This is a genomic window from Flagellimonas chongwuensis, from assembly GCF_013376415.1.
Classification (GTDB): Bacteria; Bacteroidota; Bacteroidia; order Flavobacteriales; family Flavobacteriaceae; genus Flagellimonas; species Flagellimonas chongwuensis.
On record NZ_WYET01000004.1, the window covers coordinates 377,457 to 401,638 of the forward strand.

Consider the following 24,182-nt stretch of genomic DNA (forward strand, 5'->3'; position numbering starts at 1 on the left):
GAATCAATTGCTTTTCACCCTAAAAATCCAAAGTTCTTCATCGTACTTGCCAAAAAACTTACTGTCACGAGCTTTTCTTGCCTCTTCCATGGTGTCGTAGCGTTCCAAATACACATAATTGTACTTGTTGAAGCTCCTATAAAAGGATTTCGGCTCCAGACCCTTCTCCCTTAGCGTTTTCATGAAGTTATCAAAGTACTTTTTGGTGCCGTAGACATTGGCTATGAGGTAAAATCCTGGTTGTAACCCGTCTTCGTTTTCAACCTCTTCATAACGTTCATTGGCCTGCACAACCACTTTTTGGTGCTGTAATTGTGCAATACTATCTTTTTTGCGCTGTAGCTCTAGTCGCTCTTTTTCTTGTTGAAGCTCCAATTGTTCCTTGATACGTTTTACTTCCGCCAAAGAATCTTTTTCACGTTCAATACGCCTTCTTGCCTCCAGTTCTCGTTGTTCTTTATCTAATCTTTGTTTCTCAATATCTTCTTCAAGCCTATTGGATTCTTCATTTTCCTTCTCCTTTTCTCTTGATCTTGTTCTTCCAAATTGATAAGATGCAACAATCTCTATAGTTGATTCTTCTTCGGAGAGGGAACTATCTGTTCCGAATTCCATCAGTCCGCCAATTGAAAAAGCTTTTGAGATAGTAATGCCCAGTCCTCCCGAGGGACCATAAAAATTATTGTAGCCGCCTTGAACCCAAAACTTAGATGTGGAAAACAGACCGTTCAGTCCGTACTGGGCATCCCCATTAGGAATGGTTTTTATATAAAGAACTGGTCTCACAAAACTATTTCCAAGACCTTTGGATATTGCAATAGGGAAATCGTTGCTCAATGTCCCTGTAACACTCTGAAAGCTATCCATATTTTCGCTGTTTCCTGACACATTGAACCCAACGGCATTTTCCAGCGCCACTCCAATACTGAACTGGTTTACAACTAATCGTAATCCCGGCGAAAATTGTACCCTAAAAGCTTCGTAATCCTCCAAAAAAACTGGATCTAATTCGTCCCCTTGAAAAAACTGTTCGTCCGCTACCGATTGTTGAAAAGCGAAAATATTCAATCCGGCCATTAAACGAATATCATCGCCTAATTCAAAAGCTTGGGCAAAATTCAAATTACCTCCAGTATATAGAAAAACTCCCGTGTTGTGCTGTAAAAACCCAGCAGAAGCTACCGATGAGGCATTTAACTGGTGAGTGTAATTGGCAAAAATGGTGGTCGGGTCTTCGTCTATTGTCTGCCATTGCCAGCGCGTCCAAACAGAAAAGGAGTTCGGGTTGTTCCAATCCAAAGCATAGGTAGGATTAAATAAACTTGCATTGAACTGTGTTAACGAATGTTGTCTAAAATCAGATGGCAGAACGGGCTCTTGCCCCCAGCTTGTCATGTAAATTGCCATTGCAAACAAACAAACCAAATATTTTGGCATACGAGAAAATGAAAATTAAACGTTACTTTTAGGCTAATTATCTAAAAAACACTCGTGAACTTTGAATAGAACCATGCGAACCATCAAACCTCTAATTATACTTGCATTTATATTCTTTGGAATAGTCAGCTGCAAAAAAGATACGAAAATTGGGGAAGATCCTATTATTTCCACCTTCTATTTTATTAGACATGCAGAAAAAGATAGAACCGACCCGGAAAATGCTGACCCAGAGCTCAATCAAGATGGGTTGGACAGGGCCATTCGTTGGGCCGAAGTTTTTGATGCCATTCCTTTGGACGTCATTTATTCCACCAATTACGAGCGCACTTCAATGACAGCCGCCCCAACTTCTGTAAAAAAAGATATTGACATTACATACTATGATCCCAGCACATTTGATGTGGAAGAGTTCAAATTGGTCAATGATGGTAAAAATGTTTTGGTCGTAGGACATAGCAACACTACACCAATGCTTGTAAACAAAGTACTTGGAATGGAAAAGTACGATCAAATGGACGATTCTGACAATGCCAGTCTGTTCATCGTACGAATCATTGATGGGGTACCGACCGATATTCGTCTAAAAATGGACTAGGTTTATTCTACCACAATATTTTTGAGCTCAATTTTACTTAAGAGTTCAAGCTCACCTTCGTTGTATAACTTTCCAATATCCAAAATGGACGTATCTTCATTTTTAGGCTTGTAGTTTTCGTAATCTACAAATCGAATGCCTCCAACATATCTTTCGTTATACGCCTTTCTAAAACGTTGGCCACCTCCGTTCACATGAAAGTCATAGGCAAGGTAATCGGGCTTAAAAGACTCTTTATCAAACCAATATAGATAGGTGTCTTCAAAATCATCCCCTCCACCCTGCTGGTCGAATGTTACTTTTACTTTATAATACTCTTTGTTGTTGATAGTCTCCTTTCCCAAAAGCTCCTTATTCACAGCTCCATCGTTGAGCCCAAAAGGCAATCGCACAAAATAATGCACAGAATTGATGGAGTTGGCATATTTCACGGCCATGGTATCGTGAACCATCACCAAGGAATCGTTGATATAGCGTTCAAACCCTTCGCCGCGTTTGATATCTGTAATAGTTGTTGAGTCCAATGCTGAGATTCTCGTGAATACTCGCTGCCCCCCAACATTATCGGAAGCATAACTCATATCCCTAAAATCAAAAGAAACTTTGTGATCATTAAACTGTTTTCCTCCACTATCAGCTATGGAATTATCCACTATTTCTTGTACGGTCAATTCTTTTTTAGGCTCTTGTTTGCATGCGAAGGCGAAAACGAGCATCAGGGGGATAAAAAATCTTTTCATGAGTTGGTTTTGGTACTTATTCGTAAAATCTAGCATAACATTACAATTTTCTTGGCAAAGAGTTTATATTTTTGTGCCCGATGCAACAAAATATCAACATAAAAAATAAAAGAGCCCGATTCGATTACGAAATTTTGGACACCTATACCGCAGGCATTGTTCTGGGAGGTACCGAAATAAAATCGCTACGATTGGGCAAGGCTTCCATTTCCCAGAGTTTTTGTGAGTTCAATGACAAAGGGGAACTATTTGTTGTGAACATGCAGATTGATGAATACAGTCACGCAAGTCACTTTAACCACGCACCCAAAGCCGTTCGTAAACTGTTACTCAACAAACGGGAGTTAAAGAAACTTCAAAAAGAGGTGGCCACAACCGGACTTACCATTGTTCCGCTCAAAGTTTTTATAAATGATAGAGGTCTCGCCAAAATGAACATCGGTCTGGCAAAGGGTAAAAAATTGTACGATAAACGGGAAACCATCAAGGATAGGGACAACAAACGTAACCTATCAAGGATCAAAAAGAGCTTCAACAATTAGTTTTTGTCTTCCAACAAGGGCACAAAGCGGAACGAACCGAATTCTTTTTTCTCAAACTCTTTTTCCGATTTTCTCACGAACAACGTCATAATCTGTTCATCTGTCCCCACGGGAATCACTAGCCTGCCCCCTACTTTCAATTGAGCCATTAAGGCTCTTGGTACTTCCGGAGCCCCGGCGGTTACAATGATGCCATCAAAAGGTGCCTCTTCCGGCAAGCCTTTATATCCGTCTCCAAAAATCATTTTCTTGGGGCGATAATGCATTTTATTAAAGAACAATCGTGTAGTCTTGAAGAGCTCCAACTGGCGTTCTATAGTGTAAACCTTCGCCTTTAAATGCATTAAAACGGCAGTTTGATACCCACTTCCCGTGCCAATTTCCAAAATTTTGGCGTTCGGCTTCACCTCCAATAATTCTGTTTGAAAAGCCACGGTATAAGGTTGTGAAATGGTCTGGTCGGCACCAATGGGAAATGCCTTGTCCTGATACGCATGGTCCTCAAAACTACTATCCAAAAACAAGTGTCTTGGAATCGTTTTTATGGCATCAAGTACCTTTTGGTCCGTAACTCCCTTGGCTGCAACAATCTCGGCCAAGTTCTTGCGCATTCCCCTATGTTTCAGCGTATCCTTCATGGTCTCTGGTCTGGTGGCACGAATTTAAAAAGTTCCCTAAAAATATCCCCTTAGTTCCGTTCAAAAATTTATGGAAAATGGCATCATATCCGTATTTTTGACCAAAACAGGTATTATGCTAAAAGTTGGTGTCCTCGGAGCAGGACATTTAGGGAAAATACACCTTAGGCTCTTAAACCAGTCCGATAAATATGAACTTGTCGGATTTTATGATCCAGATGAAATCAATGCCAAAAAAGTAGCCGCCGAATTTGGCTACACCCATTTTGACAACATCAATAATTTGATAGACGCCGTGGACGTTGTCGATATTGTAACACCTACCCTGTCCCATTTTGATTGTGCTAAAAAAGCCATTGAAAAAGGCAGGCATATCTTCATAGAAAAACCCATCACCAACACGCTCGAAGAAGCCGAAGAATTGTTGGAACTATCCGAAAAGCATAATGTAAAAGGTCAGGTTGGGCATGTGGAGCGTTTTAACCCTGCATTTTTGGCAGTGAAAAACAAAATCGAAAACCCCATGTTCATTGAGACCCACCGATTGGCGGAATTCAATCCGAGGGGAACCGATGTTCCTGTAGTCTTGGATTTGATGATACACGACATTGATGCCATTTTGAGCGTTGTGCCTTCGGAAGTAGAAAAAATCAATGCTAGCGGGGTATCCGTCATCAGTCAATCACCGGATATCGCCAATGCGCGTATACAGTTTAAGAATGGCTGTGTGGCCAACCTTACCTCTAGCAGAATCTCTTTGAAAAACATGCGAAAGTCACGTTTCTTCCAGCGTGATGCCTATATTTCGGTGGATTTCTTGGAGAAAAAGGTAGAAGTGGTGAAAATGAAGGACGCTCCGGAAAGTCCCGGTGATTTTGATATGATCCTTCAAAATGCCGAAGGGGAGAAAAAGCAAATCTATTTTGAAAACCCCGAAATAGACGTCAACAATGCTATTTTGGACGAGTTGGAAACGTTTGCCGATGCCATCAACAACGATACCACTCCAATCGTAAGTTTGGAACAAGGTACCAACGCCCTACGCGTGGCACTTCAGATAATAGAATCTTTTGATCAATAATCGTTGTCTTTCTCTAATTTTTTCGAACTGACAACAGTTTTAAATACTATACTATGGAACAAATCACAGTAATCGGTGCTGGAACCATGGGTAACGGAATCGCCCATGTTTTTGCCCAAAACGGATACAAGGTCAACTTAGTGGATATTTCTCAGGCATCCTTGGACAAAGGAGTTGCTACCATCACCAAGAATTTGGACCGAATGATTGCTAAAGAGGTTATCGATGAGGCCAAAAAAGAAGCTACTCTTTCCAATATTACCACTTATACCAATCTCAAAGAAGGTGTTTCTGACGCAGATTTAGTAGTTGAAGCCGCAACAGAGAACTTGGACATCAAACTCCAAATTTTCAAGGATTTGGATGAAGTTTGTGATGCCAAAACCATTTTAGCGACCAACACCTCCTCTATTTCCATTACGCAAATCGGTGCTGCCACTAATCGTCCAGAGAAAGTAATTGGAATGCACTTTATGAATCCAGTCCCGATTATGAAGTTGGTAGAAATCATTCGTGGATACAGTACCTCTGATGAAGTCACGGAAACCATAATGGAGCTATCCAAAAAATTGGGCAAAACTCCAACGGAAGTAAACGATTATCCCGGTTTTGTGGCCAATCGCATTTTGATGCCCATGATCAACGAATCCATCGAAACCTTGTACAACGGCGTGGCTGGTGTTGAAGAAATAGACACCGTGATGAAATTGGGCATGGCGCACCCCATGGGGCCGCTACAGTTGGCCGATTTTATTGGGCTGGATGTATGCCTTTCCATTTTGAACGTGATGTACGACGGATTCAAAAACCCAAAATATGCTCCCTGCCCCCTACTCGTCAACATGGTTATGGCCGGTAAATTGGGGGTAAAATCGGGCGAAGGTTTTTACGATTATTCCGAATCCAGAAAAGCGGAAAACGTTTCCGCACAATTCAAATAGGGTTCAAAGAACTTGGTTGTCGTTCCGACAGAGCGAAGCGATGAGGAATCTCATGATTTTAAATCTAAAATGAGATTTCTCACTACGTTCGAAATGACCAAGAATACTAAGTGTTTGGAAATAAAATATCGACAATAAATAATTAGGGAAGTATCCCTACTAACTAGATAACAAATTTCATGGCCATTGTAAAGCCTTTTAAGGCCATTCGCCCCACAAAGGACAAAGCTTTTTTTGTGGCTTCAAGATCCTACGAGGAATATTCCAAAGAGGAGCTTAAAGCGGTATTGCAGTATAACCCGTTCTCTTTTTTGCATATCATCAACCCTGGGTTCAAGTTCGAAAAGAACATCAAGGGCAAGGAACGGTTTGGATTGGTTCACAATCGGTATTTGGAGTTTTTGGAGGAAAACATCTTTCAAAAAGACGAAGAGCCCAGCTTTTACCTGTATCAAATTGAAAAAGATGATTTTAAGAGCTTGGGTTTCTTTTGCGCCTGTAGTGTGGATGATTACAGGAGGAATGTCATCAAAAAACACGAGGACACCATTCAAGATCGTGAAGAGCTTTTTGCCGACTACCTGCATACCGTTGGCTTTAATGCGGAGCCCGTTTTAATGACCTATGAGGATAATAAAACGGTGGATGAAATCTTTCAGCGTAAAATCGAACGGACACCCGAATACGATTTCACCACTACGGACAGAGTGAACCATAAACTTTGGAAAATCTCCTATCCCGAAGGGATTGAGAAACTGGAAAAGGCCTTTGGAGACCTTAATGCACTCTATATTGCGGATGGACATCACCGTAGTGCATCTTCCAGCTTGTTGGCAGACCTAAAAATGTCAGAAAATGAGAATCACACAGGAGAAGAGCCCTATAATTATTTTATGGCTTATTTGATTCCTGAATCACAGATGAAAATCTTCGAGTTCAACCGAATGGTCAAAGATTTGAACGGCTATTCGAAAAAGGAGTTTTTGATTCAGTTGGACGAGCATTTCAGAATAGAAAAAAGGGAGGACGGACTTTGCAAACCATCCAAAAAACATGAATTTAGCATGTATTTGGGCGGAGAGTTCTACACCTTGCACTTCCGACAAACCAACCATGAATTTACGGATGCTTTGAGCAAGTTGGACACCCAAATCCTGTACAAAACCATTTTAGAGCCCATTTTGGGCATCACAGACCTGAGGAATGATAAGCGGATTTGCTACGGTTATGGCAAAAATAACCTTATCCAAATGAAGGATTTGGTGGATTCGGGAAGCTATGCGGTGGGTTTCAGCCTGGTCCCGACAACAGTTAAAGAAATCAAGGCAATTGCCGACGCTGGTTTGGTAATGCCCCCAAAAAGCACGTATATTGAGCCTAAGCTCCGTAGCGGGCTGGCTATTTATGAATTATAGAACACTATGTCCATAAAAGATAATCTCAATACAATAAAATCCGAACTCCACGAGGGAGTTACCTTGGTCGCCGTTTCCAAAACCAAGCCCAACAAGGATATTTTGGAAGCCTACGAAGTGGGGCAACGCATATTTGGGGAAAATAAAGTGCAGGAGATGGTCCAAAAATGGGAAGACTTGCCCAAAGACATCGAATGGCACATGATTGGCCACGTACAACGGAACAAGGTCAAATACATGGCCGAATTTGTTTCCTTGATTCACGGGGTGGATAGTCCCCGCCTATTGAAAGAAATCAACAAACAGGCAAAAAAGCACGACCGTGTTATTCCCTGTTTACTTCAAATCCATATTGCCGAAGAGGACACCAAATTTGGTCTGGATAAAGCAGAACTGGAGGAACTTATCGAGTCTGATGCATTTAAGACGATGGAGAACATCAAAATTGTAGGTTTGATGGGCATGGCAACTTTTACAGATGATGAAAGCCAGGTTCGCAGAGAATTTGCCCAACTCAAATCCATGTTCGACGACCTTAAAACAAAACTAAACGACATTACCATCCTTTCCATGGGCATGAGTGGCGATTACAGGCTAGCCATTGAGGAAGGTAGCACCATGGTCCGGATTGGAAGCAGTATATTTGGGGCTAGAAACTATACATAACCAGTAATTTTCCATGTACGCGATACTTGACATTGAAAGCACGGGAGGAAAATACAATGAGGAAGGCATCACCGAAATCGCCATCCACAGGTTTGATGGGCATCAGGTGGTAGACAAATTCATCTGTTTAATCAATCCAGAACGGGAAATACAACCCTTTGTAGCCAAACTTACGGGCATTAATAATAAAATGTTGCGTTCGGCACCCAAATTTCATGAAGTAGCCAAACGTATTGTGGAAATTACCGAAGGTGCCGTTTTGGTAGCACACAATGCACAATTCGACTATAGAATTCTCAGAACGGAGTTTAGACGTTTAGGGTATGATTTTCAACGCAAGACACTTTGTACGGTAGATTTGTCCAAACAATTGATTCCAGAGGCCGAATCGCATAGTTTAGGAAAATTGGCGCGCTCATTGGGGATTCCCATGAGCGATAGGCACCGTGCCAATGGGGATGCACTGGCGACATTAAAACTCTTTAAATTATTATTGGACAAGGACTCGGGCAAGAAAATTATTACCGAAGTCATCCGTGAAGAGACCCATGGAGAACTCTCACCGAACCAGTTAGACATGGTTTTTAACCTACCTTCGGAAACAGGTGTTTACTACATGCACGACAAAGACGGGGAAATCATCTTTTTGGGCAAGACCAAGAATATCAGAAAGAGGGTGAACCAACATTTTACCAACGTTGGTAAAATTGCACGAAAACTTCAAAAGGAAACGAAGAAAGTAACCTACCAGACCACAGGAAGCGAGCTTATCGCTATTTTAAAGGCATATGTGGAACAAAAAAAGAACAAGCCAAGGTATAACCATATTTCCAAAAAGAAACTCTTTACCCATACCATAGATTTTAATCAAAATGGGGGCGACCATATCATTTTAAAGGTTGAAAAGGACCGTACACTTGAATACAAAAAAATGGCCTTTAACGGAATGCAATCTGCTAAAAGTTTCTTGGACAAAATATCAGAAGAGTTTGAACTTTGTCCATGCTCTTTGGGATTAGGTCCTGAAGAGCCGGAGGAAGCATCAAACTGTAACAACAAAGTGCTTTCTGCTTTTGAAAAGTACAGTATACAAGAGAAAAATGTGGCCCTGACAGATCAAGGCAGGCAAACGGGAGAACGCAGTTTTATCTTAGTAAAAAATGGTAAGCTTCAGGGTTTTGGCTTTGTGGAACTCAACCATCAAATCAATAATATTCATATCTTAGAATCCATAATGACCCCAATGCGGAGCGACGAAAATACAACCTTTATCATTGAAACATTTTTAAGAAAAAACAATAGGTTAAAAACCATACCATTAACATCCTGATCATTGAAAGAATACAAACCACAAGCCAAATGGAAAAGTAAACTTCATGAAGTGATTTATGAAGCGGACACCCCATCGGGCAAGTTTTTTGATATTGTTCTTTTTATCCTGATCATCATCAGTGTTATTTTGGTCATGTTGGAAAGTATCGATGGCTTTGATGAGCATTACCATAAAACACTGCTTACCCTAGAGTGGATCGTGACCATCTTTTTTACCTTGGAGTACATTGCGAGATTGATCAGTATTAAAAAGCCATTAAAATATGTGTTTAGCTTTTATGGAATCATTGATTTCTTGTCCACCATTCCCCTCTACCTCTCCTATATTTTAGCAGGATCTCAAGTATTGTTGGCTGTACGAGCGTTTCGTCTGCTAAGAATTTTTAGGATTTTAAAGCTTGTAAAGTTCATGGGCGAAGCCTCACAACTACAATCTGCTCTAAAAGCAAGTCGAACCAAAATTGCGGTTTTCATTTACGTGGTTCTTATCCTTTCCGTAATCCTTGGAACCATAATGTATATAGTTGAAGGGGACGAATCCGGGTTTACCAGTATTCCAAAAAGTATTTATTGGACCATTGTTACGCTTACCACGGTAGGTTATGGTGATATTGCTCCACAGAGTAATTTAGGACAGTTCTTGGCAACCGTGATCATGATCTTGGGTTATGGAATAATAGCAGTGCCTACAGGTATAGTTACGGCGGAATTTGCAAGGAACAAGCATAGTGAAGTTGAAGACGACAACGGATATGTGGTCCATGTTAACACCCAATCCTGTCCCAACTGCTCGGTCGAAGGTCACAGGGATGATGCCACCCATTGTTATAATTGCGGACACCCATTATGAGCGAAAAAATATTACTTGCAGTGGTTGGCCCCACGGGCATTGGAAAGACCGCTCTGGGAATCCAACTGGCGAAACACTTCAACACCGAGATTATTTCCGCAGATTCCCGACAGTTTTTCAAGGAAATGGAAATTGGAACTGCGGTTCCCTCAAAAGATGAGTTAGAAGCCGTTCCCCATCATTTTATTCAGCATAAAAGTATTTTTGAGTCTTATTCTGTGGGTGACTTTGAGAAGGAAGCACTTTCCCTGCTGGATGGTTTGTTCCAAAAAAAAGATATGGTGGTTATGGTCGGCGGTAGCGGTCTATATGTGGACGCTGTTATATCGGGCCTTGATGAATTCCCAGAGGTTGACCCCGAGATACGCTCCAGATTAAACCAACAATTAGAAGATGAAGGCTTACAAAGTCTTCAAAAAGAATTAAAACAAAAAGACCCGGACTATTACAAAAGTGTGGACCTGGAAAATCCCCATAGGTTGATAAGGGCCTTGGAAGTCTGCATAGCATCCGGCAAACCGTTTTCCTCCTTTCTGGACAAACCAAGGGCAGCAAGGCCATTCAAGTCTTTTTATATAGGGATTGATGCTTCTAGGGAAACCATCTACGAACGCATAAATACGCGAGTGGATCTTATGATGGAGGCCGGTCTCTTGAAAGAAGCTGAAAACCTTTATGCAAACAAGGACTTGAACGCATTACAAACAGTTGGTTACAAGGAACTTTTTGAATATATTGAGGGTAATTGCACTTTGGAATTTGCCATTTCGGAAATCAAAAAAAATACAAGACGATTTGCAAAACGGCAACTGACTTGGCTGCGAAAGAACGAAACCATTTTGTGGGTACCTTATAATGCTGAACCAGAAGAAGTACTTAGAATGGTTACAGACCGACTTAAAACCAACCTTTATGCCTAACGGTAAAACTGTACTAATTGTTATGGGAGTGAGTGGTTCCGGTAAGACCGAAATTGGAAAACGACTTTCCAAAGAGCTCTCAAGACCCTTTTTTGATGGTGATGACTTTCACCCTGAAGCGAACGTTAAAAAAATGAGCGCTGGATCTCCGTTGAATGATGAAGACCGGAAAGGATGGTTGGTCGCCCTAAATAAATTGGCTATAGAACACAAGAACAAAGGTGCAATCATTGCCTGCTCTGCTTTAAGAAAGAACTATAGAAGCCTTCTAAGGGCAGGGATGGGGAATTGTATGGAATTTGTATATTTAGATGGTTCCTTTGAATTGATAAAGTCGCGATTGGAACAAAGGAAAGGACATTTTATGCCCTTGAACTTGTTGAAATCCCAATTTGACACGCTGGAACCTCCTTCCAAGGCGATAACGGTTTCCATAGATGAAACTCCTGCCAAGGTTGTGAAAAGCATCATTAAAAAACTAAACGATTAAAAATCCCCCGAATTTTCGGCAGAAAAAAAGCCACCTTTAAAGGTGGCTTTTTTATATGATATGGGATGTGTTGGTTTATTGCTCGTTTTCAGCTTTTACAACAAGCCTAAATCCTTCCCCGTGTATATTCAATATTTCAACTAGGTCATCTTTTTTCAGATACTTCCTTAGTTTGGCGATATAAACATCCATACTTCTGGAAGTAAAGTAGTTGTCATCTCTCCAGATTTTGGTCAATGCCAGTTCTCTTGGCATCAAGTCGTTTTCATGAAGCGCCAACAAACGTAACAGTTCGTTTTCTTTTGGAGACAGTTTTATAGGTTCTTCTTCCTTATATTTCAAGAAGCGTAATTTTGAGTTTAAATGGAAGTTTCCAATCTCAAACTCAAACTGCTTGCTATCGGCCAAAGAACTGGATGCTTTTCTCTGGAGAATCGCTTTCAGTTTCATTAAAAGGACTTCAGAATCAAATGGCTTGTTCAAATAATCGTCCGCACCTGCTTTATATCCCTTTAGTACATCTTCCTTCATGGTTTTGGCCGTCAAAAAGATAATAGGCACGTTCTCATTTTTCTCTCGAATTTCCTTCGCCAAAGTAAATCCATCCTTATAAGGCATCATTACGTCCAAAATACAAACATCATAATTGTCCTTTTTGAACTTTTCAAAACCTTCCATTCCGTTTTTGGCCAAAACAACATCAAAGTCGTTCATGGTCAAATAATCCTTAAGAACAATTCCAAAATTGGGATCGTCCTCCACCAATAGTATCTTTTTTTTCTCTGTTTCCATAGTTCGTTTTTAAATTAAAGGGAGTTTTATAAAAAAGGTACTTCCTTTTCCCTTTTCGCTTTCTGCATAAACCTCGCCCTGATGATCATCTATAATTCGTTTTACGTAGGCCAATCCTAATCCATGGCCTTTAACGTTATGTATGTCTCCGGTATGTTCCCGGTAAAATTTTTCAAATACTTTTTTCAGGACCGCTTTGCTCATTCCAGCACCATGGTCCTGTACTTTGATAATGATGCTATTTTTTACCACTTCGGTAAACACATCTATTTTAGGTGTTTCTGGGGAATACTTTACGGCATTGTCCAAAATATTTACCACCACGTTGGTCATGTGCATATCATTGGCCAAAACTTCAGAGCGTTCGGCATCAAGATGGGCATTTACATAGCCGCCCCTATCCTGAACAATAAGCTCTATATGTGCAATGGCATCTGTAATAATATCGTGCATATTTACACGGTCTTTACTAATGTCCAATTGATTTTTCTCCAATTTGGATATCCTCAGTACGTTTTCCACCTGCGCGTGCATACGTTTATTTTCATCACGAATCATGCCTAGATAACGCAACACCTTTTCCTTATCCTCTATGGATTTCGGATTTCGTATAGCTTCCACTGCCAAATTAATGGTCGCTATGGGCGTTTTGAACTCGTGCGTCATATTATTGATGAAATCTGACTTGATTTCCGAAATACGTTTTTGCTTGATTAGCTGGTAAATCGCACTGGAATAGGCCAACATAATTACCAAAGTAAACACCAAGGACAATAGGGCCATTCCCATCACTGAGCTGAAAATATATTTTTTCATGCTCGGAAATGTAAGGAGCAGGGAGAAATTGGAACTCCCTTCACTATCCTTAAAAATAGGCGCCTTGTACATTTTGGTACCCGAAAACTTGAACTTTCTGGAACGCACCTTGGTAGGGTAACCCTGACTGTACACTCCATATTCGTAATCGGTATCAATATTCCGGTTACTCAACTCTTGACTGAGCAACAATTCCAGTTCTTGTTTGGACACCCTTTTGTGAATTGGCTTTGCTTTGGCCGCCTCCATAAAAACATCTTCCCAAGCCGCTTTGTCAATACTGCTCAATCCACCAATTTTCTCCGCGCGTTGTATAGGGGTCAAGCTATAACTCTTCCCATCCAATCCATATTCTTCTTTGAATACGGCCTTGGTCCGCTTGCTGGTGAAGTTTTTAATTGTGGTCGTATCTTCATTGCCACCTGTATTAATATCAAAGAACGCAGAGGTTATATTGTAATCTTCTTCAAGAATTCCGTGGGAATAAAATAGGATTTCATCGGAATTCAAATCCCGATCCACGAACAAAAAATTCTTGTATTGCGTGCTCTTGGGCTCGCCAATACTATCCGCAAGAGATGCTAAACGGTCCGAATATTCCTTCATCTCGCGCTTCTCCACCCTACTCGCTACTTTATCCAGAATGTCCGTAACTGTCCTCGAGAATTGTTCTTCTTTGTCGTTTACGGATGTTCTGATCCAATAAACCTGCACAAAAATTATCCCCAAAAGAGATAAGCTCATAAGAACAACCAGAAGAACGAATAGCTTCTTGTTCATTGATGTAAAATTAAAAATTTAACATTTAGTAATTTTAGCGTTTAACCAAAACTTAACATAAATGTTAAAATTTAGGTGCTATCGCTAATAGTTTGAGGTGTAGTTCTTTAACCTTTTCTTTGGTTTTGTCCAAGTCTAGGTTTTCTATAACGTGATGGGCCAATTTCTTTTTCTGACCATCTTCCAGTTGATTATGGATGCGATTCTTTATCGCTTGTTCGCTAGTATTGTCTCTCCGAACAACCCTTTGTATCCTGATATCCTCTGGCGCAGTTACAAGTATGGTACAATCGTATTTATCCTGTGCTTGGTTCTCAAAAATCAGTGCGGTTTCTTGAATAACGTAAGGTGACCCTTGCCTTTTGGCCCACTCTAAAAAGTGCTCCCTGACCGCTGGATGGACAATTCCGTTAAGCTTTTCGAGCAAATCGGAATCCTTAAAGACTTTATCCGCTATGTATGCCCTGTTAAGACCTTCTCCGCCGTAAGCCCCGTCCCCCAACAATTTTATAATTGCCTTTTTAATCTCCTTGGATGTTGCCATTAAGTCCTTGGCCTCCTTGTCAGAGTCATACACCGGGACTCCTAGGTCCGAGAACATCTTTGCAACAGTGCTTTTTCCACTTCCAATTCCTCCTGTAAGACCAACTATCATCATTGCTGTTCCAAAACAAAATTTACGGTCCTTTCTTCCAACTTTACGTCGTACACTTTTTGGGGGCTCTCTATGATTTCCAAAAACAATTTGCTGCTCTCAGAGCCATCCAACTGACCATAATCCGCCACAACCTCAAAATCCGACGCGGATATCTCTTTCAATCGTTCTATCGTGGCCTTGCAAAGAATGGTAACCGAGTTGGGAAATGTTTTTACTTGATAACCTTCAGGAATATTGCGCACCTGAACCGAAACTTCAAAAACTTTTTCCGAGAATTTGGACACCTTGCCAAAAACCGTTGCACGCCCCACTGAGAATATGCTATTGTCCAGCCCTTTCGGGAAAAGCAAAGTGACATCGCTAGAAAAATCTTCGTTCACATTGCTAAGTTGAACAGGTGAGGTTTTAATAATCTTTATGGTATCTATTTCACTTTTTGGCCCTTTCACAACAACTGAATCAGGAGATATCTTAACCTTTCCGTCCAATATATAATTTTGTTGAAGTCGAAGGTTTAAGTTCGCCTGAATAGGTATCTTCTTGGAATCGACCTTGTATAAATCTACATCTAACACATTCGGGTCCAAATCCAACAAAGATATATTTTGAGACAGCTGTTGGTCCATTTGTCTGATCAAGACCTGCTCATCGAGAACATATTTCCCATCTTGGTACTTTACTTGGGATACATCAATATCTACTCGACTTCTAAAAATCTTATAGTACAAAAATTGAAACCCGCTTGTTCTTAGTTTTGCATCAATCTGGTCTTTTGAATTCTCCCCCAACAGTAAAGAATCGGGAAGGTTACGGTAATTTAAGGTAAAATAAGCCCTGGATTCGTATGTTTCAGATAAATTGCTGATAAACCATGCAAAAAAAGAGCATATCAGAAATAGCAAAAATACTTTTGCCTTTCTTTGGTTGAGACCGTGCAATACCTTTTTAAACACTTTACTTCTTCTTGAAAAATAGTTTTGGGAACAACTCCTCTGGGTTCTTATTACTAAAGTTAAGCAACATTGTGGACTTGAAAAAACCTATTCCATATCCTGTAAATTGAATCATAAGGGCAAAAATGGACAACAAGGCGACAATGAGACTTTTACTCTTTATCAAAGCATCCAAAAATAGTACCAAAAAATAGAACATATAGAGTATCAGTGGTAGTCCAAGCCCTGCAAAGGCCAAGAGAATCGCCACCACCAATCCAAGCATAAACAATGTCGGAAACCAGTATGTCGGCTTCGCCGTTCCGGGGTGCCATTTATTGAGTATGGGACGGACCATCCCAAATTTATTGACTTGAATATAAAATTTGTTCCAGTCGATACGTCTTTTATGATACACAAATGCCTCGGGGAACAATCTAGTTTCAAACCCCGCCTTCCAAATACGAAAAGTCAGGTCCGGGTCTTCACCAGGATGTATACGACCGAAACCTCCCACCCTTTCAAATGCTTCTTTGGATATCCCCATATTAAAACTACGGGGCTGAAATTTACCTATGCCCTTTTTACCACCACGGATACCTCCAGTCGTTAAAAAAGACGTCATTACATAATTGATGGCTTTCTGAATGGTGGTGAAAGAATCGTCCGCAGCATCCGGACCACCGAAACAGTGCACAAACTCCCTTGTTAGTTCTTTGTCCACTTCGGACAAATATTGCTTAGGGAGGATGCAGTCGGAATCCAGAATGATGAAATAATTTCCTTTGGCATGTTGCATTCCAAAATTTCTGGAATCCCCAGGTCCCGAATTTTTCTTGAAATAGTAGGAAATATTCAACTTACCCTGAAACCTATCTACCACTTCCTCCGAACTTTGTGAAGACCCATCCTCAACAATAACCACCTCAAAATCTTTCTGGAAGTCTTGTTTTTGGAGACTTTCCAAGAGTTCCCTAATTTCATCAGGCCGGTTGTACACCGGTACCACTATGGAAAAAAATGTATTCATCTCAAACAGAAAAGCCACCCTAAAAAGAGTGGCTTCCCATATATTTTTTAAAGTTTATTTCGAAAACTCATCGATTACTTCTTGACTCACACCTGTATTAGAGAACCCACCATCGTGGAACAAGTTCTGCATGGTCACCTTTTTTGTCAAATCGGAGAAAAGGGACACGGTATAGTTGGCGCAATCATCTGCGGTGGCGTTGCCCAATGGCGACATTTTTTCCGCGTAGTTGATGAATCCATCAAACCCTTTAACCCCCTGCCCTGCAGTGGTAGGGGTTGGCGATTGTGAAATGGTGTTCACTCGCACCTTATGTTCTTTTCCGAAGAAATAACCAAAACTTCTGGCCACAGACTCTAAATAAGCTTTGTTGTCCGCCATATCATTATAATCCGGGAATGTTCTCTGCGCAGCCATATAGGTCAAAGCAACTATACTTCCCCATTGGTTCATCGCTTCAGCTTTATAAAGTGACTGCATAACTTTATGGAAAGATAATGCCGATACGTCCCAGCCTTTTTCCGTAAAGCTATAGTTTTCATCTGTGTAATGTCTTCCTTTTCTAACATTGACGGACATTCCAATGGAATGAAGCACAAAATCAAGCTTGCCTCCCAAAATCTCCATGGATTTCTCCACCAAGTTTTTCAAGTCCTCTTCGTTAGTGGCATCTGCGGGAATAATTTCTGAATTGGTCTTTTCCGCCAGTTCATTGATTTGACCCATTCGCATGGCGATGGGTGCATTCGTTAGAACAAACTCGCCACCTTCTTCGTGAACGCGTTCAGCGGTTTTCCATGCAATGGAGTTAGAATCCAATGCACCAAAAATGATTCCTTTTTTACCTTTTAAAAGATTGTATGCCATAGTTTATTGCTATTGTTGATTGTGTCACAAAGATATTTAAACTATTTGAAGTTTGGGAAACACCCTTACGGTTTTATTGCAGTAGTTCCTTGGCGTGGGCCAAAGCGGATTCTGACAACGACTTGCCACCCAACATTTCTGCCAACTCCCGTACACGTTCGTCCGTAGTCAGCTGTTTAATGTGAGTGCTTGTTCCTTCCATTCTTTCTTCTTTATACACCTTGAACTGATACTGTCCTTTTGATGCCACTTGTGGTAAATGTGTTATGGAAAACACCTGCATGGTACCGCTCATTTGCTGCATAATTTCTCCCATTCGGTTGGATATTTCACCTGAAACCCCGGTGTCGATTTCATCGAACATCATGGTGGGCAGGTTTTCATACTCCGCCAAAATAGATTTTATCGTCAGCATAATCCGGGATAGTTCCCCTCCAGATGCCACCTTTTTTAGTTCTCCGTAATTGGAGCCTTTGTTGGCAGAAAACAAGAACATCAAATCATCTTTGCCATTGGTTTTAAATGATTTGGAGGGATTCACCTCAATCTTAAATGTTGCTGCCGACATTCCCAATGATGCTAGATTTGTATGAAGCCTCTCGTTCAATTTGGGGATGACAGCCTTTCTTCCCTCACTTATTTTTTTGGCCCAAGCGTCTACCGTTTTGGTGATGGCATCGACCTCTTGTTGCTTCTCTTTGATTTTGGATTCAATATTGGCAACCGCATCCACCTTTTGGGCCAATTCCTCCCGAATGGCTATTAAATCAGCTACCGAATCCGTATGGTGCTTTTTTTGAAGGTCGTAAAGTTGTTGCAATTTGCCATTGACCACTTCCAAACGCTCTGGGTCGGCCTCTACGCCTTCCTGCATTTGCTCCAGTTCGGAGGCAATATCATCGGTTTCAATCAAAACAGATTGAATCCTATCGTACAAGGATTTATAGTCCGACCCAAAATCCGTCAAGCCCTGGAATGCCCGTTTTAAATCGGTAAGTCGGCCTACAATGCCCAATTGCTCGTCATTCAACAACTGATGCCCGGCGGACAACTGTTCCATAATCTGCTCCACGTTGCTCAATTGCTCGTACTCTTCTTCGAGTTCTTCCTGCATGCCTTCCTTGAGCTTGGCATCTTCGAGTTCTTTCAATAAAAAACTGTTGTAATCGTGTTCCTTATCGGCATCTGCCTGAAAATCCTCCAATTTTTGAAGTTCTTTGGACGCTGCCCGCAACTTGTCAAGCTCATCCATATATGCTGTAAGATTTTCGGAGTTATCGGCCAATGCATCCAACACTTTCATCTGAAAATCGTTATCGGTAAGCTGCATGGTCTGATGCTGCGAGTGTACATCCACCAATTGGTCGCCCAAAGCACGCATTACATCCAAAGTGACCGGGGAATCGTTTACAAAGGCCCTCGACTTTCCGCTGGGCAATATCTCTCTCCGCAAAATAGTAGTGTCCTCGTAATCCAGTTCGTTTTCTTCAAAAAACGGCCTGAGCTGATATTTGGAAATATCGAACTCGGCCTCTATCACACATTTTTGTGCTGTATTCTTTAAAGACGATAAATCGGCACGCTTTCCCAAAACCATGGAAAGTCCTCCCAAGAGTATGGATTTTCCGGCTCCGGTTTCACCTGTAATGGTAGTGAATCCGTTGGAAAAAGACACACTTACATCATCAATGAGTGCATAATTTTGGATGGATAGATTTGCTAGCAATATTGAAGAATTTACCCGTAAAGATAAATTTCTTTATAGAACTGCACTAGTAATTTATTTCATTCCATGTACTGGAATAAAATGGAGCCACTTTATTAAGGGTTTCCTTGAGTTTTACGATGTCCACCTTTGGACCATCCGAGAAGATATTCTGGATTTCTTCGGACTTGGCATCAAAAAAGGTCTGGATCAAGAAGGCATTGGGCCTACGGCTAATAAGTGTTTCGAACAAACGAAGGCTTCCTGCAATAATTTGCTTGCCCGTGCTATTGTTGTCAGCCAAAATATCGAGCCCTTTTCTGTGGTAATTGTACATGGCAATCCGGTATTCCCTGAACGAGTTGCTCAATAGGTTGTCCACCAACTCAAATCGGCTGCGGTCCCCCGTGTCTTGGCTCCAACCGGCATAACCGGAACTCTGAGCTTGGGTCACAATGTTCTGTGCCTGACGGTAAAAATCGTTGCCTCCTTCCAAAGAAAATGTATCGGCATCCAGTCCCAACATAATGTACACGTAGTAAGAGATTACCCCCACCAAATTGGAATCAAAATTATTTGGATTGTACACTAAAGGTTGGAATTCCTGATATTGAAAGTTAAATGAATTGTCCTTGTAGTTGAACACAGGGCTTTCGTATGTGGTATTAAAAACCGGTCGTGTGGATTGAATCTGAATATTGGCTTCAAAACGGTCCGATTCGTACTGGGTTACCGTAATGAACATCCGCGCATTGACACGCTCATTTTCACGATAAGTCCTGTTGGTCCATTTCGTCTTGTTCACAAAATCGTTCAGCGAACGCTCCAAAGTTCTAAAAATCTGTTGATTGGTCTGCCCTACTTGGTCGGAGTTCACAGTCACCGAAGAGTTCAACTCTTGTGCAGAAGTTCCGATGGTCAACAACAATAAGAAAACAGAAAAAACTATGTTACGCATGAATCCTGGAGATGATTTCTTTCCAAATATCGGAAGCTACTTCGGGCTTCGTCTTCAAATCAAACGTTTTTATCTCTGAATTCTTATCTATGAAAGTAATTTTATTTGTGCTACCGCCAAACCCAGCGCCGTCATCTTTTAAGGAATTAAGAACAATCCCGTCCAAATGTTTTCTTTTGAGCTTGCCTTTGGCATTCTCCAGTTCATTTTGGGTTTCCAAGGCAAATCCGACCAAGAATTGATTTTGTTTGGCCTCACCAAGTGACATTAAAATATCCGGTGTACGTTCCAGCTCAATCTTCATGTCACCTTCCTGCTTCTTCACCTTTTCAGAAGCTATTATTTTAGGACGATAATCTGCTACCGCAGCCGCACATATCGCGATATCGGTGTTCGCGTAATGTTCATGACAGGCTTCGTACATGTCTTGGGCCGACGTCACCCGAATCAATTCGATGCCATTATGTTCGATGTCCAAATGTGTGGGGCCTGAGACCAAAATTACGTTCGCGCCAAGATTTGCAGCCCTTTTGGCCAGTTCAAACCCCATGGTGCCCGTGGAACGGTTTCCCAAAAAACGAACGGGATCAATGGCCTCTTGCGTAGGCCCGGCCGTAATGAGTACTTTTTTCCCTGAAAGTGGCAATCCTTTTTTTAAATCTTCTTGAATAAAGGCCACTATGTTCTCAGGCTCTGCCATACGTCCCTCGCCGTGCAATCCACTTGCCAGCTCTCCCGATTCGGCAGGAATGATAGTGTTTCCAAAAGATTCCAATTTATCAAGTGAATTTTTGGTGGATGGATGCTGGTACATATCCAAATCCATGGCAGGTGCAAAATACACTGGACACTTTGCCGATAAATAGGTCGCTAAAAGAAGGTTGTCGCATGTCCCATTGGCCATCTTGGACAAGGTATTGGCTGTAGCGGGAGCAATCAGCATCACGTCTGCCCAAAGTCCGAGCTCAACATGGTTGTTCCAGGACAAGCTTCCATCTTCCTCGTTGATAAAATCCATCAACACTGGATTTTTTGAAAGTGTGGAAAGTGTAAGTGGAGAAACAAAAGAGCTGGCGCTCTGGGTCATTACAACTTTGACCTGGGCGCCAGCTTTAATCAGTAAACGAACAAGAAATGTAGTCTTGTAGGCGGCAATTCCCCCGGAAACTCCCAAAAGAATATTTTTACCGCTGAGCATTTCTTATGCGTCTTTCTCTGTATTCCTGTAGTAGATTTTATCTTCCAACCACTCTTGTACTGCCAAAGCATGTGGTTTTGGCAATTTTTCGTAGAATTTGGAAACCTCTATCTGTTCTTTGTTCTCGAACACTTCTTCCAAACTATCGCTATAGGTAGCAAACTCTTCTAGCTTTTCCAACAATTCCTTTTTGATTTCAGAATTGATTTGGATAGCTCTTTTTGAAGCTATGGAGATAGCTTCGTAAATGTTTTCGGTTTTTTCGTCAAACTCGTTTCTATTAAGAGTTTTTGTGGATACCGGGGCCTTGGTGTTTTTCAAATCTTGCATGTGCAATGGTTTAAAAGCTAATTTTTTATTTTGATAAAGAAGCAGTGTCGTATGCACTCAACTCCTCACGGATTGTTTCGGCATAGTCATCAGCCTTTTTCTTGAATTCCGTTTCAGGAAAATAACGCATCAACGTATTATAAGATTCAAGTGCATCTTCCAATCGCTCTTGTTTTTTGTCCAATGTACTGTTCAGGGCTAATCTCGTGGCCGATTCTATTCTATAAAACATGGCTTCTTCACGATAGACTGAACCTGGATTGTCTGTAATGAAATTATCAAAAGCAGTGATTGCAGAAATCAAAACGGGCAAATTGAATTCTCCCAACTTATTGAATTGCTTTGCTATCTCTATTTCTTTCTTCTCCTTTTTGGTGGTCAACTCCCTGGCCATTGTGTTGGCTTCCTCAAAAAACTCAGACTCGGAATAATTATTGATAAAGGTCTGTAATTTCAAAAGTGCCTTGTCAGTTTCTGTTTGATCTAAGGAGTACTTTGGAGAAAGCATGTAATAACTTTTTGCTCCCAAAAAACTGGCTTCCTGAATCTTATCACTACGTGGATATGATTTTATAAAGCGCTCGAACTGGTATCCTGACAAATAATAGTCCCCATTTTTGAAGTAGCTATCGGCAAAGAAGAACATCACGCGTTCCCCTTGTGGTTTTCCAACATATTGGGGCGCAATCTGCTCGAACAAACGAACCGCTCTTTTATAATCACCTTCCTCGTACAGCTTTTCGGCCATATCGTATTTGGCCTTCACATCGGTTTCCTTAAGTACCTTTTGATACTCACTACAGGATACGAGAAGCACTGCTGCACAACAAAAAAGGAGTATTGACCTCATTTTCAAAAACATTTTGCAAAATTAGTGATATTGAACGGATATAAAAAAGATTTTTTTACCACTCAAATGTAAAAGGTAGCAAGGGCAATCCCCAATTATTTGGGCAACATTTAACGAATTTTAAACATGGGCCTTGTCCAACTGACCCAAAGAGGCTACGATTTTATCCTTTAAAACCGATGTCGCTTCCACTAATGGCAATCGCACAGTAGCCCGTGAAATCCCTTTGCTCTGGAAGATGCTTTTTATACCGGCCGGGTTCCCTTCTTCAAAAATTTGGGACATTAATGGAGATAGTTTGTGGTGGATAGCGTAAGCTTCCTTTACATTGCCTTCCAAGCCAAATTTTATCATATCGGAAAAAAGAGATGGCAATCCCTGCCCCAAAACCGAGATAACACCAGCCCCACCTGACAGCACCGTGGCCAAAGCCGTTGAATCGTCACCAGAGATGACCAAAAAGCCTTCTGGTTTGCCTTTTATAATATTATCAATTTGAACGGCATCGCCGCAAGCTTCTTTGATCGCAATAATATTGGTGAAGTCGTGCGCCAACCTCAACGTGGTCGCCGGCAACATATTGCTGCCTGTTCTTGAGGGTACATTGTAAAGCACGATTGGAATGGGCGACGCTTCTGAAATCAGTTTAAAATGTTGATATATGCCCTCTTGTGTAGGCTTGTTATAATAAGGTGAAACGGAAAGTATCGCATCAAAATCAGATAAATCCAATGTTTTTAGCTCGTTCACCACCGCCATCGTATTGTTGCCTCCTACACCTAGTACCAAAGGAAGTCTCCCTGCATTGGCGCGCACCACCACATCTACCACCAACTGCTTTTCTGCCTGCGAAAGGGTTGCCGATTCGGCCGTTGTTCCCAACACCACCAAATAATCCACACCACCTTGAATGTTATGCTCCACCACTCTTTCCAAGGCTTCTACATCTACCGATAAATCTTCTCTGAACGGGGTTATCAAAGCTACTCCTGTTCCGATCAATTGTTCCATCACTTCAAATTTCTTTTAAGACCTTTAAATATTTCTTCAGTTCACTTTTGAACAACTTAAAGTCGCCCAAGGATGTATTCAAGATTAAATCATTCAGTTTGGGGTCCTGTGCCGCCAAACCTACTTTGAGACGTGCAGGAGTTTTTACAGATAACAACTTCATCATTAAATTATCATCTTCGTAATAATTGATCAACATATCGTACTCCCTGCTCAAAAATTCCAGAACGTAACTGTTTTCTATCTCTCCTTTCCACCCAAGGTCTTTATCCGAGAACATTTGGATGGCGTAAGGGGAGTTTTTATCGAACTCTCGTTTGTATCCGATAATTTTTATAGCATTCGGTCTCAGCGAAAACTCCTCAATAAGTTCGTAAAAGGCCTCTGCTTTCTGAAAATTATCAACATCGACAATACAGCCCACACTGGTAATCCCCTTATCTCTGGCAACAGTCTTGGGAGACCTTTCCAGTTCTTCCCTTAAATATTTATGCCCCGATTTAACTTTAAATTTGTCTTGGAGTCCTTTCAAAAACATATTTTTGATGATTTTTACAAAGGTAAATAATCTACCAAGACGACTTAACAAAGATACGCCTGTGAAC

General features: G+C 41.2%; 26 protein-coding genes. 10 read left to right on the forward strand and 16 right to left on the reverse strand.

The features are described from left to right. Positions 1 to 3: 3 nt before the first annotated feature. Complete coding sequence (locus tag GUA46_RS08805; RefSeq protein WP_176620178.1) at positions 4 to 1,437, reverse strand: PorP/SprF family type IX secretion system membrane protein; 1,434 nt, start codon at positions 1,435 to 1,437, stop codon at positions 4 to 6. A 73-nt stretch (positions 1,438 to 1,510) separates the two neighbouring features. On the opposite strand from GUA46_RS08805, the gene GUA46_RS08810 reads away from it, so the two are divergent. Beyond that, positions 1,511 to 2,035: a SixA phosphatase family protein gene (locus GUA46_RS08810; RefSeq protein WP_108246221.1), complete on the forward strand. Its 525-nt coding sequence runs from the start codon at positions 1,511 to 1,513 to the stop codon at positions 2,033 to 2,035. Positions 2,036 to 2,037: 2 nt separating this feature from the next. Here the strand turns inward: GUA46_RS08810 and GUA46_RS08815 are convergent, their stop codons facing one another. After that, entirely contained in the window at positions 2,038 to 2,775 is a 738-nt protein-coding gene (locus GUA46_RS08815; RefSeq protein ID WP_229418476.1) for a DUF6503 family protein, read from the reverse strand. A gap of 80 nt (positions 2,776 to 2,855) precedes the next feature. Between GUA46_RS08815 and smpB the strand changes: the two genes are divergently transcribed. Continuing rightward, positions 2,856 to 3,317, forward strand: coding sequence for an SsrA-binding protein SmpB (smpB, locus tag GUA46_RS08820; RefSeq protein ID WP_119608211.1), 462 nt, complete (start codon positions 2,856 to 2,858; stop codon positions 3,315 to 3,317). On the opposite strand, the gene GUA46_RS08825 is transcribed toward smpB, so the two are convergent. Then, on the reverse strand, positions 3,314 to 3,955 hold the full coding sequence (locus GUA46_RS08825) for a protein-L-isoaspartate(D-aspartate) O-methyltransferase (RefSeq protein WP_176620180.1): 642 nt from the start codon (positions 3,953 to 3,955) through the stop codon (positions 3,314 to 3,316). The genes smpB and GUA46_RS08825 overlap by 4 nt on opposite strands. Positions 3,956 to 4,070: 115 nt before the next feature. Between GUA46_RS08825 and GUA46_RS08830 the strand changes: the two genes are divergently transcribed. The 8 genes from GUA46_RS08830 (at position 4,071) to GUA46_RS08865 (ending at position 11,650) form a co-directional block, all read left to right on the forward strand. After that, positions 4,071 to 5,036 carry a Gfo/Idh/MocA family protein gene (locus GUA46_RS08830; RefSeq protein WP_176620729.1) on the forward strand — a complete coding sequence of 322 codons (966 nt, stop codon included), beginning with the start codon at positions 4,071 to 4,073 and terminating at the stop codon, positions 5,034 to 5,036. Between the two features lie 53 nt (positions 5,037 to 5,089). Continuing rightward, the gene (locus GUA46_RS08835) at positions 5,090 to 5,977 is read left to right on the forward strand and encodes a 3-hydroxyacyl-CoA dehydrogenase family protein (RefSeq protein WP_176620181.1); all 888 of its coding nucleotides are present in this window, start codon (positions 5,090 to 5,092) and stop codon (positions 5,975 to 5,977) included. A 179-nt stretch (positions 5,978 to 6,156) separates the two neighbouring features. Further along, positions 6,157 to 7,392 carry a DUF1015 domain-containing protein gene (locus tag GUA46_RS08840; protein WP_176620182.1) on the forward strand — a complete coding sequence of 412 codons (1,236 nt, stop codon included), beginning with the start codon at positions 6,157 to 6,159 and terminating at the stop codon, positions 7,390 to 7,392. A gap of 6 nt (positions 7,393 to 7,398) precedes the next feature. Further along, a complete protein-coding gene (locus GUA46_RS08845) occupies positions 7,399 to 8,058 on the forward strand; it encodes a YggS family pyridoxal phosphate-dependent enzyme (RefSeq protein ID WP_176620183.1) in 660 nt (219 codons plus the stop codon). A gap of 13 nt (positions 8,059 to 8,071) precedes the next feature. After that, the gene (locus GUA46_RS08850) at positions 8,072 to 9,388 is read left to right on the forward strand and encodes an exonuclease domain-containing protein (protein ID WP_108246228.1); all 1,317 of its coding nucleotides are present in this window, start codon (positions 8,072 to 8,074) and stop codon (positions 9,386 to 9,388) included. A gap of 3 nt (positions 9,389 to 9,391) precedes the next feature. Further along, a complete protein-coding gene (locus GUA46_RS08855) occupies positions 9,392 to 10,240 on the forward strand; it encodes an ion transporter (RefSeq protein ID WP_108246229.1) in 849 nt (282 codons plus the stop codon). After that, the gene (gene miaA, locus GUA46_RS08860; protein WP_176620184.1) at positions 10,237 to 11,160 is read left to right on the forward strand and encodes a tRNA (adenosine(37)-N6)-dimethylallyltransferase MiaA; all 924 of its coding nucleotides are present in this window, start codon (positions 10,237 to 10,239) and stop codon (positions 11,158 to 11,160) included. Before GUA46_RS08855 ends, miaA begins: the two co-directional genes overlap by 4 nt. After that, a complete protein-coding gene (locus tag GUA46_RS08865) occupies positions 11,153 to 11,650 on the forward strand; it encodes a gluconokinase (protein WP_108246231.1) in 498 nt (165 codons plus the stop codon). Before miaA ends, GUA46_RS08865 begins: the two co-directional genes overlap by 8 nt. Before the next feature lie 75 nt (positions 11,651 to 11,725). Here the strand turns inward: GUA46_RS08865 and GUA46_RS08870 are convergent, their stop codons facing one another. The 13 genes from GUA46_RS08870 to GUA46_RS08930 form a co-directional block, all read right to left on the reverse strand. Further along, positions 11,726 to 12,442: a response regulator transcription factor gene (locus tag GUA46_RS08870; RefSeq protein ID WP_108246232.1), complete on the reverse strand. Its 717-nt coding sequence runs from the start codon at positions 12,440 to 12,442 to the stop codon at positions 11,726 to 11,728. Positions 12,443 to 12,451: 9 nt separating this feature from the next. After that, on the reverse strand, positions 12,452 to 14,038 hold the full coding sequence (locus GUA46_RS08875; RefSeq protein ID WP_108246233.1) for a sensor histidine kinase: 1,587 nt from the start codon (positions 14,036 to 14,038) through the stop codon (positions 12,452 to 12,454). Between the two features lie 64 nt (positions 14,039 to 14,102). Beyond that, positions 14,103 to 14,696, reverse strand: a complete 594-nt coding sequence (coaE, locus tag GUA46_RS08880) for a dephospho-CoA kinase (protein WP_176620185.1) — start codon at positions 14,694 to 14,696, stop codon at positions 14,103 to 14,105. Continuing rightward, positions 14,693 to 15,649: a CdaR family protein gene (locus tag GUA46_RS08885; protein WP_176620186.1), complete on the reverse strand. Its 957-nt coding sequence runs from the start codon at positions 15,647 to 15,649 to the stop codon at positions 14,693 to 14,695. The genes coaE and GUA46_RS08885 overlap by 4 nt, the downstream gene beginning before the upstream one ends. Position 15,650: 1 nt before the next feature. Then, positions 15,651 to 16,658 carry a glycosyltransferase family 2 protein gene (locus tag GUA46_RS08890; protein ID WP_176620187.1) on the reverse strand — a complete coding sequence of 336 codons (1,008 nt, stop codon included), beginning with the start codon at positions 16,656 to 16,658 and terminating at the stop codon, positions 15,651 to 15,653. 54 nt (positions 16,659 to 16,712) lie between these two features. Further along, on the reverse strand, positions 16,713 to 17,525 hold the full coding sequence (locus GUA46_RS08895) for an enoyl-ACP reductase FabI (protein WP_176620188.1): 813 nt from the start codon (positions 17,523 to 17,525) through the stop codon (positions 16,713 to 16,715). A 73-nt stretch (positions 17,526 to 17,598) separates the two neighbouring features. Beyond that, positions 17,599 to 19,251 (reverse strand): DNA repair protein RecN, encoded by a 1,653-nt coding sequence (recN, locus tag GUA46_RS08900; RefSeq protein WP_176620189.1) that lies wholly within the window; start codon positions 19,249 to 19,251, stop codon positions 17,599 to 17,601. A gap of 46 nt (positions 19,252 to 19,297) precedes the next feature. Beyond that, on the reverse strand, positions 19,298 to 20,188 hold the full coding sequence (gene porD, locus GUA46_RS08905; protein ID WP_176620190.1) for a type IX secretion system protein PorD: 891 nt from the start codon (positions 20,186 to 20,188) through the stop codon (positions 19,298 to 19,300). Continuing rightward, entirely contained in the window at positions 20,181 to 21,386 is a 1,206-nt protein-coding gene (coaBC, locus tag GUA46_RS08910) for a bifunctional phosphopantothenoylcysteine decarboxylase/phosphopantothenate--cysteine ligase CoaBC (RefSeq protein ID WP_176620191.1), read from the reverse strand. The genes porD and coaBC overlap by 8 nt, the downstream gene beginning before the upstream one ends. 3 nt (positions 21,387 to 21,389) lie before the next feature. Further along, positions 21,390 to 21,716, reverse strand: a complete 327-nt coding sequence (locus tag GUA46_RS08915) for a DNA-directed RNA polymerase subunit omega (RefSeq protein WP_108246241.1) — start codon at positions 21,714 to 21,716, stop codon at positions 21,390 to 21,392. Between the two features lie 25 nt (positions 21,717 to 21,741). After that, a complete protein-coding gene (locus GUA46_RS08920) occupies positions 21,742 to 22,578 on the reverse strand; it encodes an outer membrane protein assembly factor BamD (protein ID WP_176620192.1) in 837 nt (278 codons plus the stop codon). A gap of 108 nt (positions 22,579 to 22,686) precedes the next feature. Continuing rightward, positions 22,687 to 23,577 carry a 4-hydroxy-tetrahydrodipicolinate synthase gene (dapA, locus tag GUA46_RS08925; protein ID WP_176620193.1) on the reverse strand — a complete coding sequence of 297 codons (891 nt, stop codon included), beginning with the start codon at positions 23,575 to 23,577 and terminating at the stop codon, positions 22,687 to 22,689. A gap of 4 nt (positions 23,578 to 23,581) precedes the next feature. Further along, complete coding sequence (locus GUA46_RS08930) at positions 23,582 to 24,115, reverse strand: DUF6913 domain-containing protein (RefSeq protein WP_176620194.1); 534 nt, start codon at positions 24,113 to 24,115, stop codon at positions 23,582 to 23,584. Between the last annotated feature and the right edge of the window lie 67 nt (positions 24,116 to 24,182).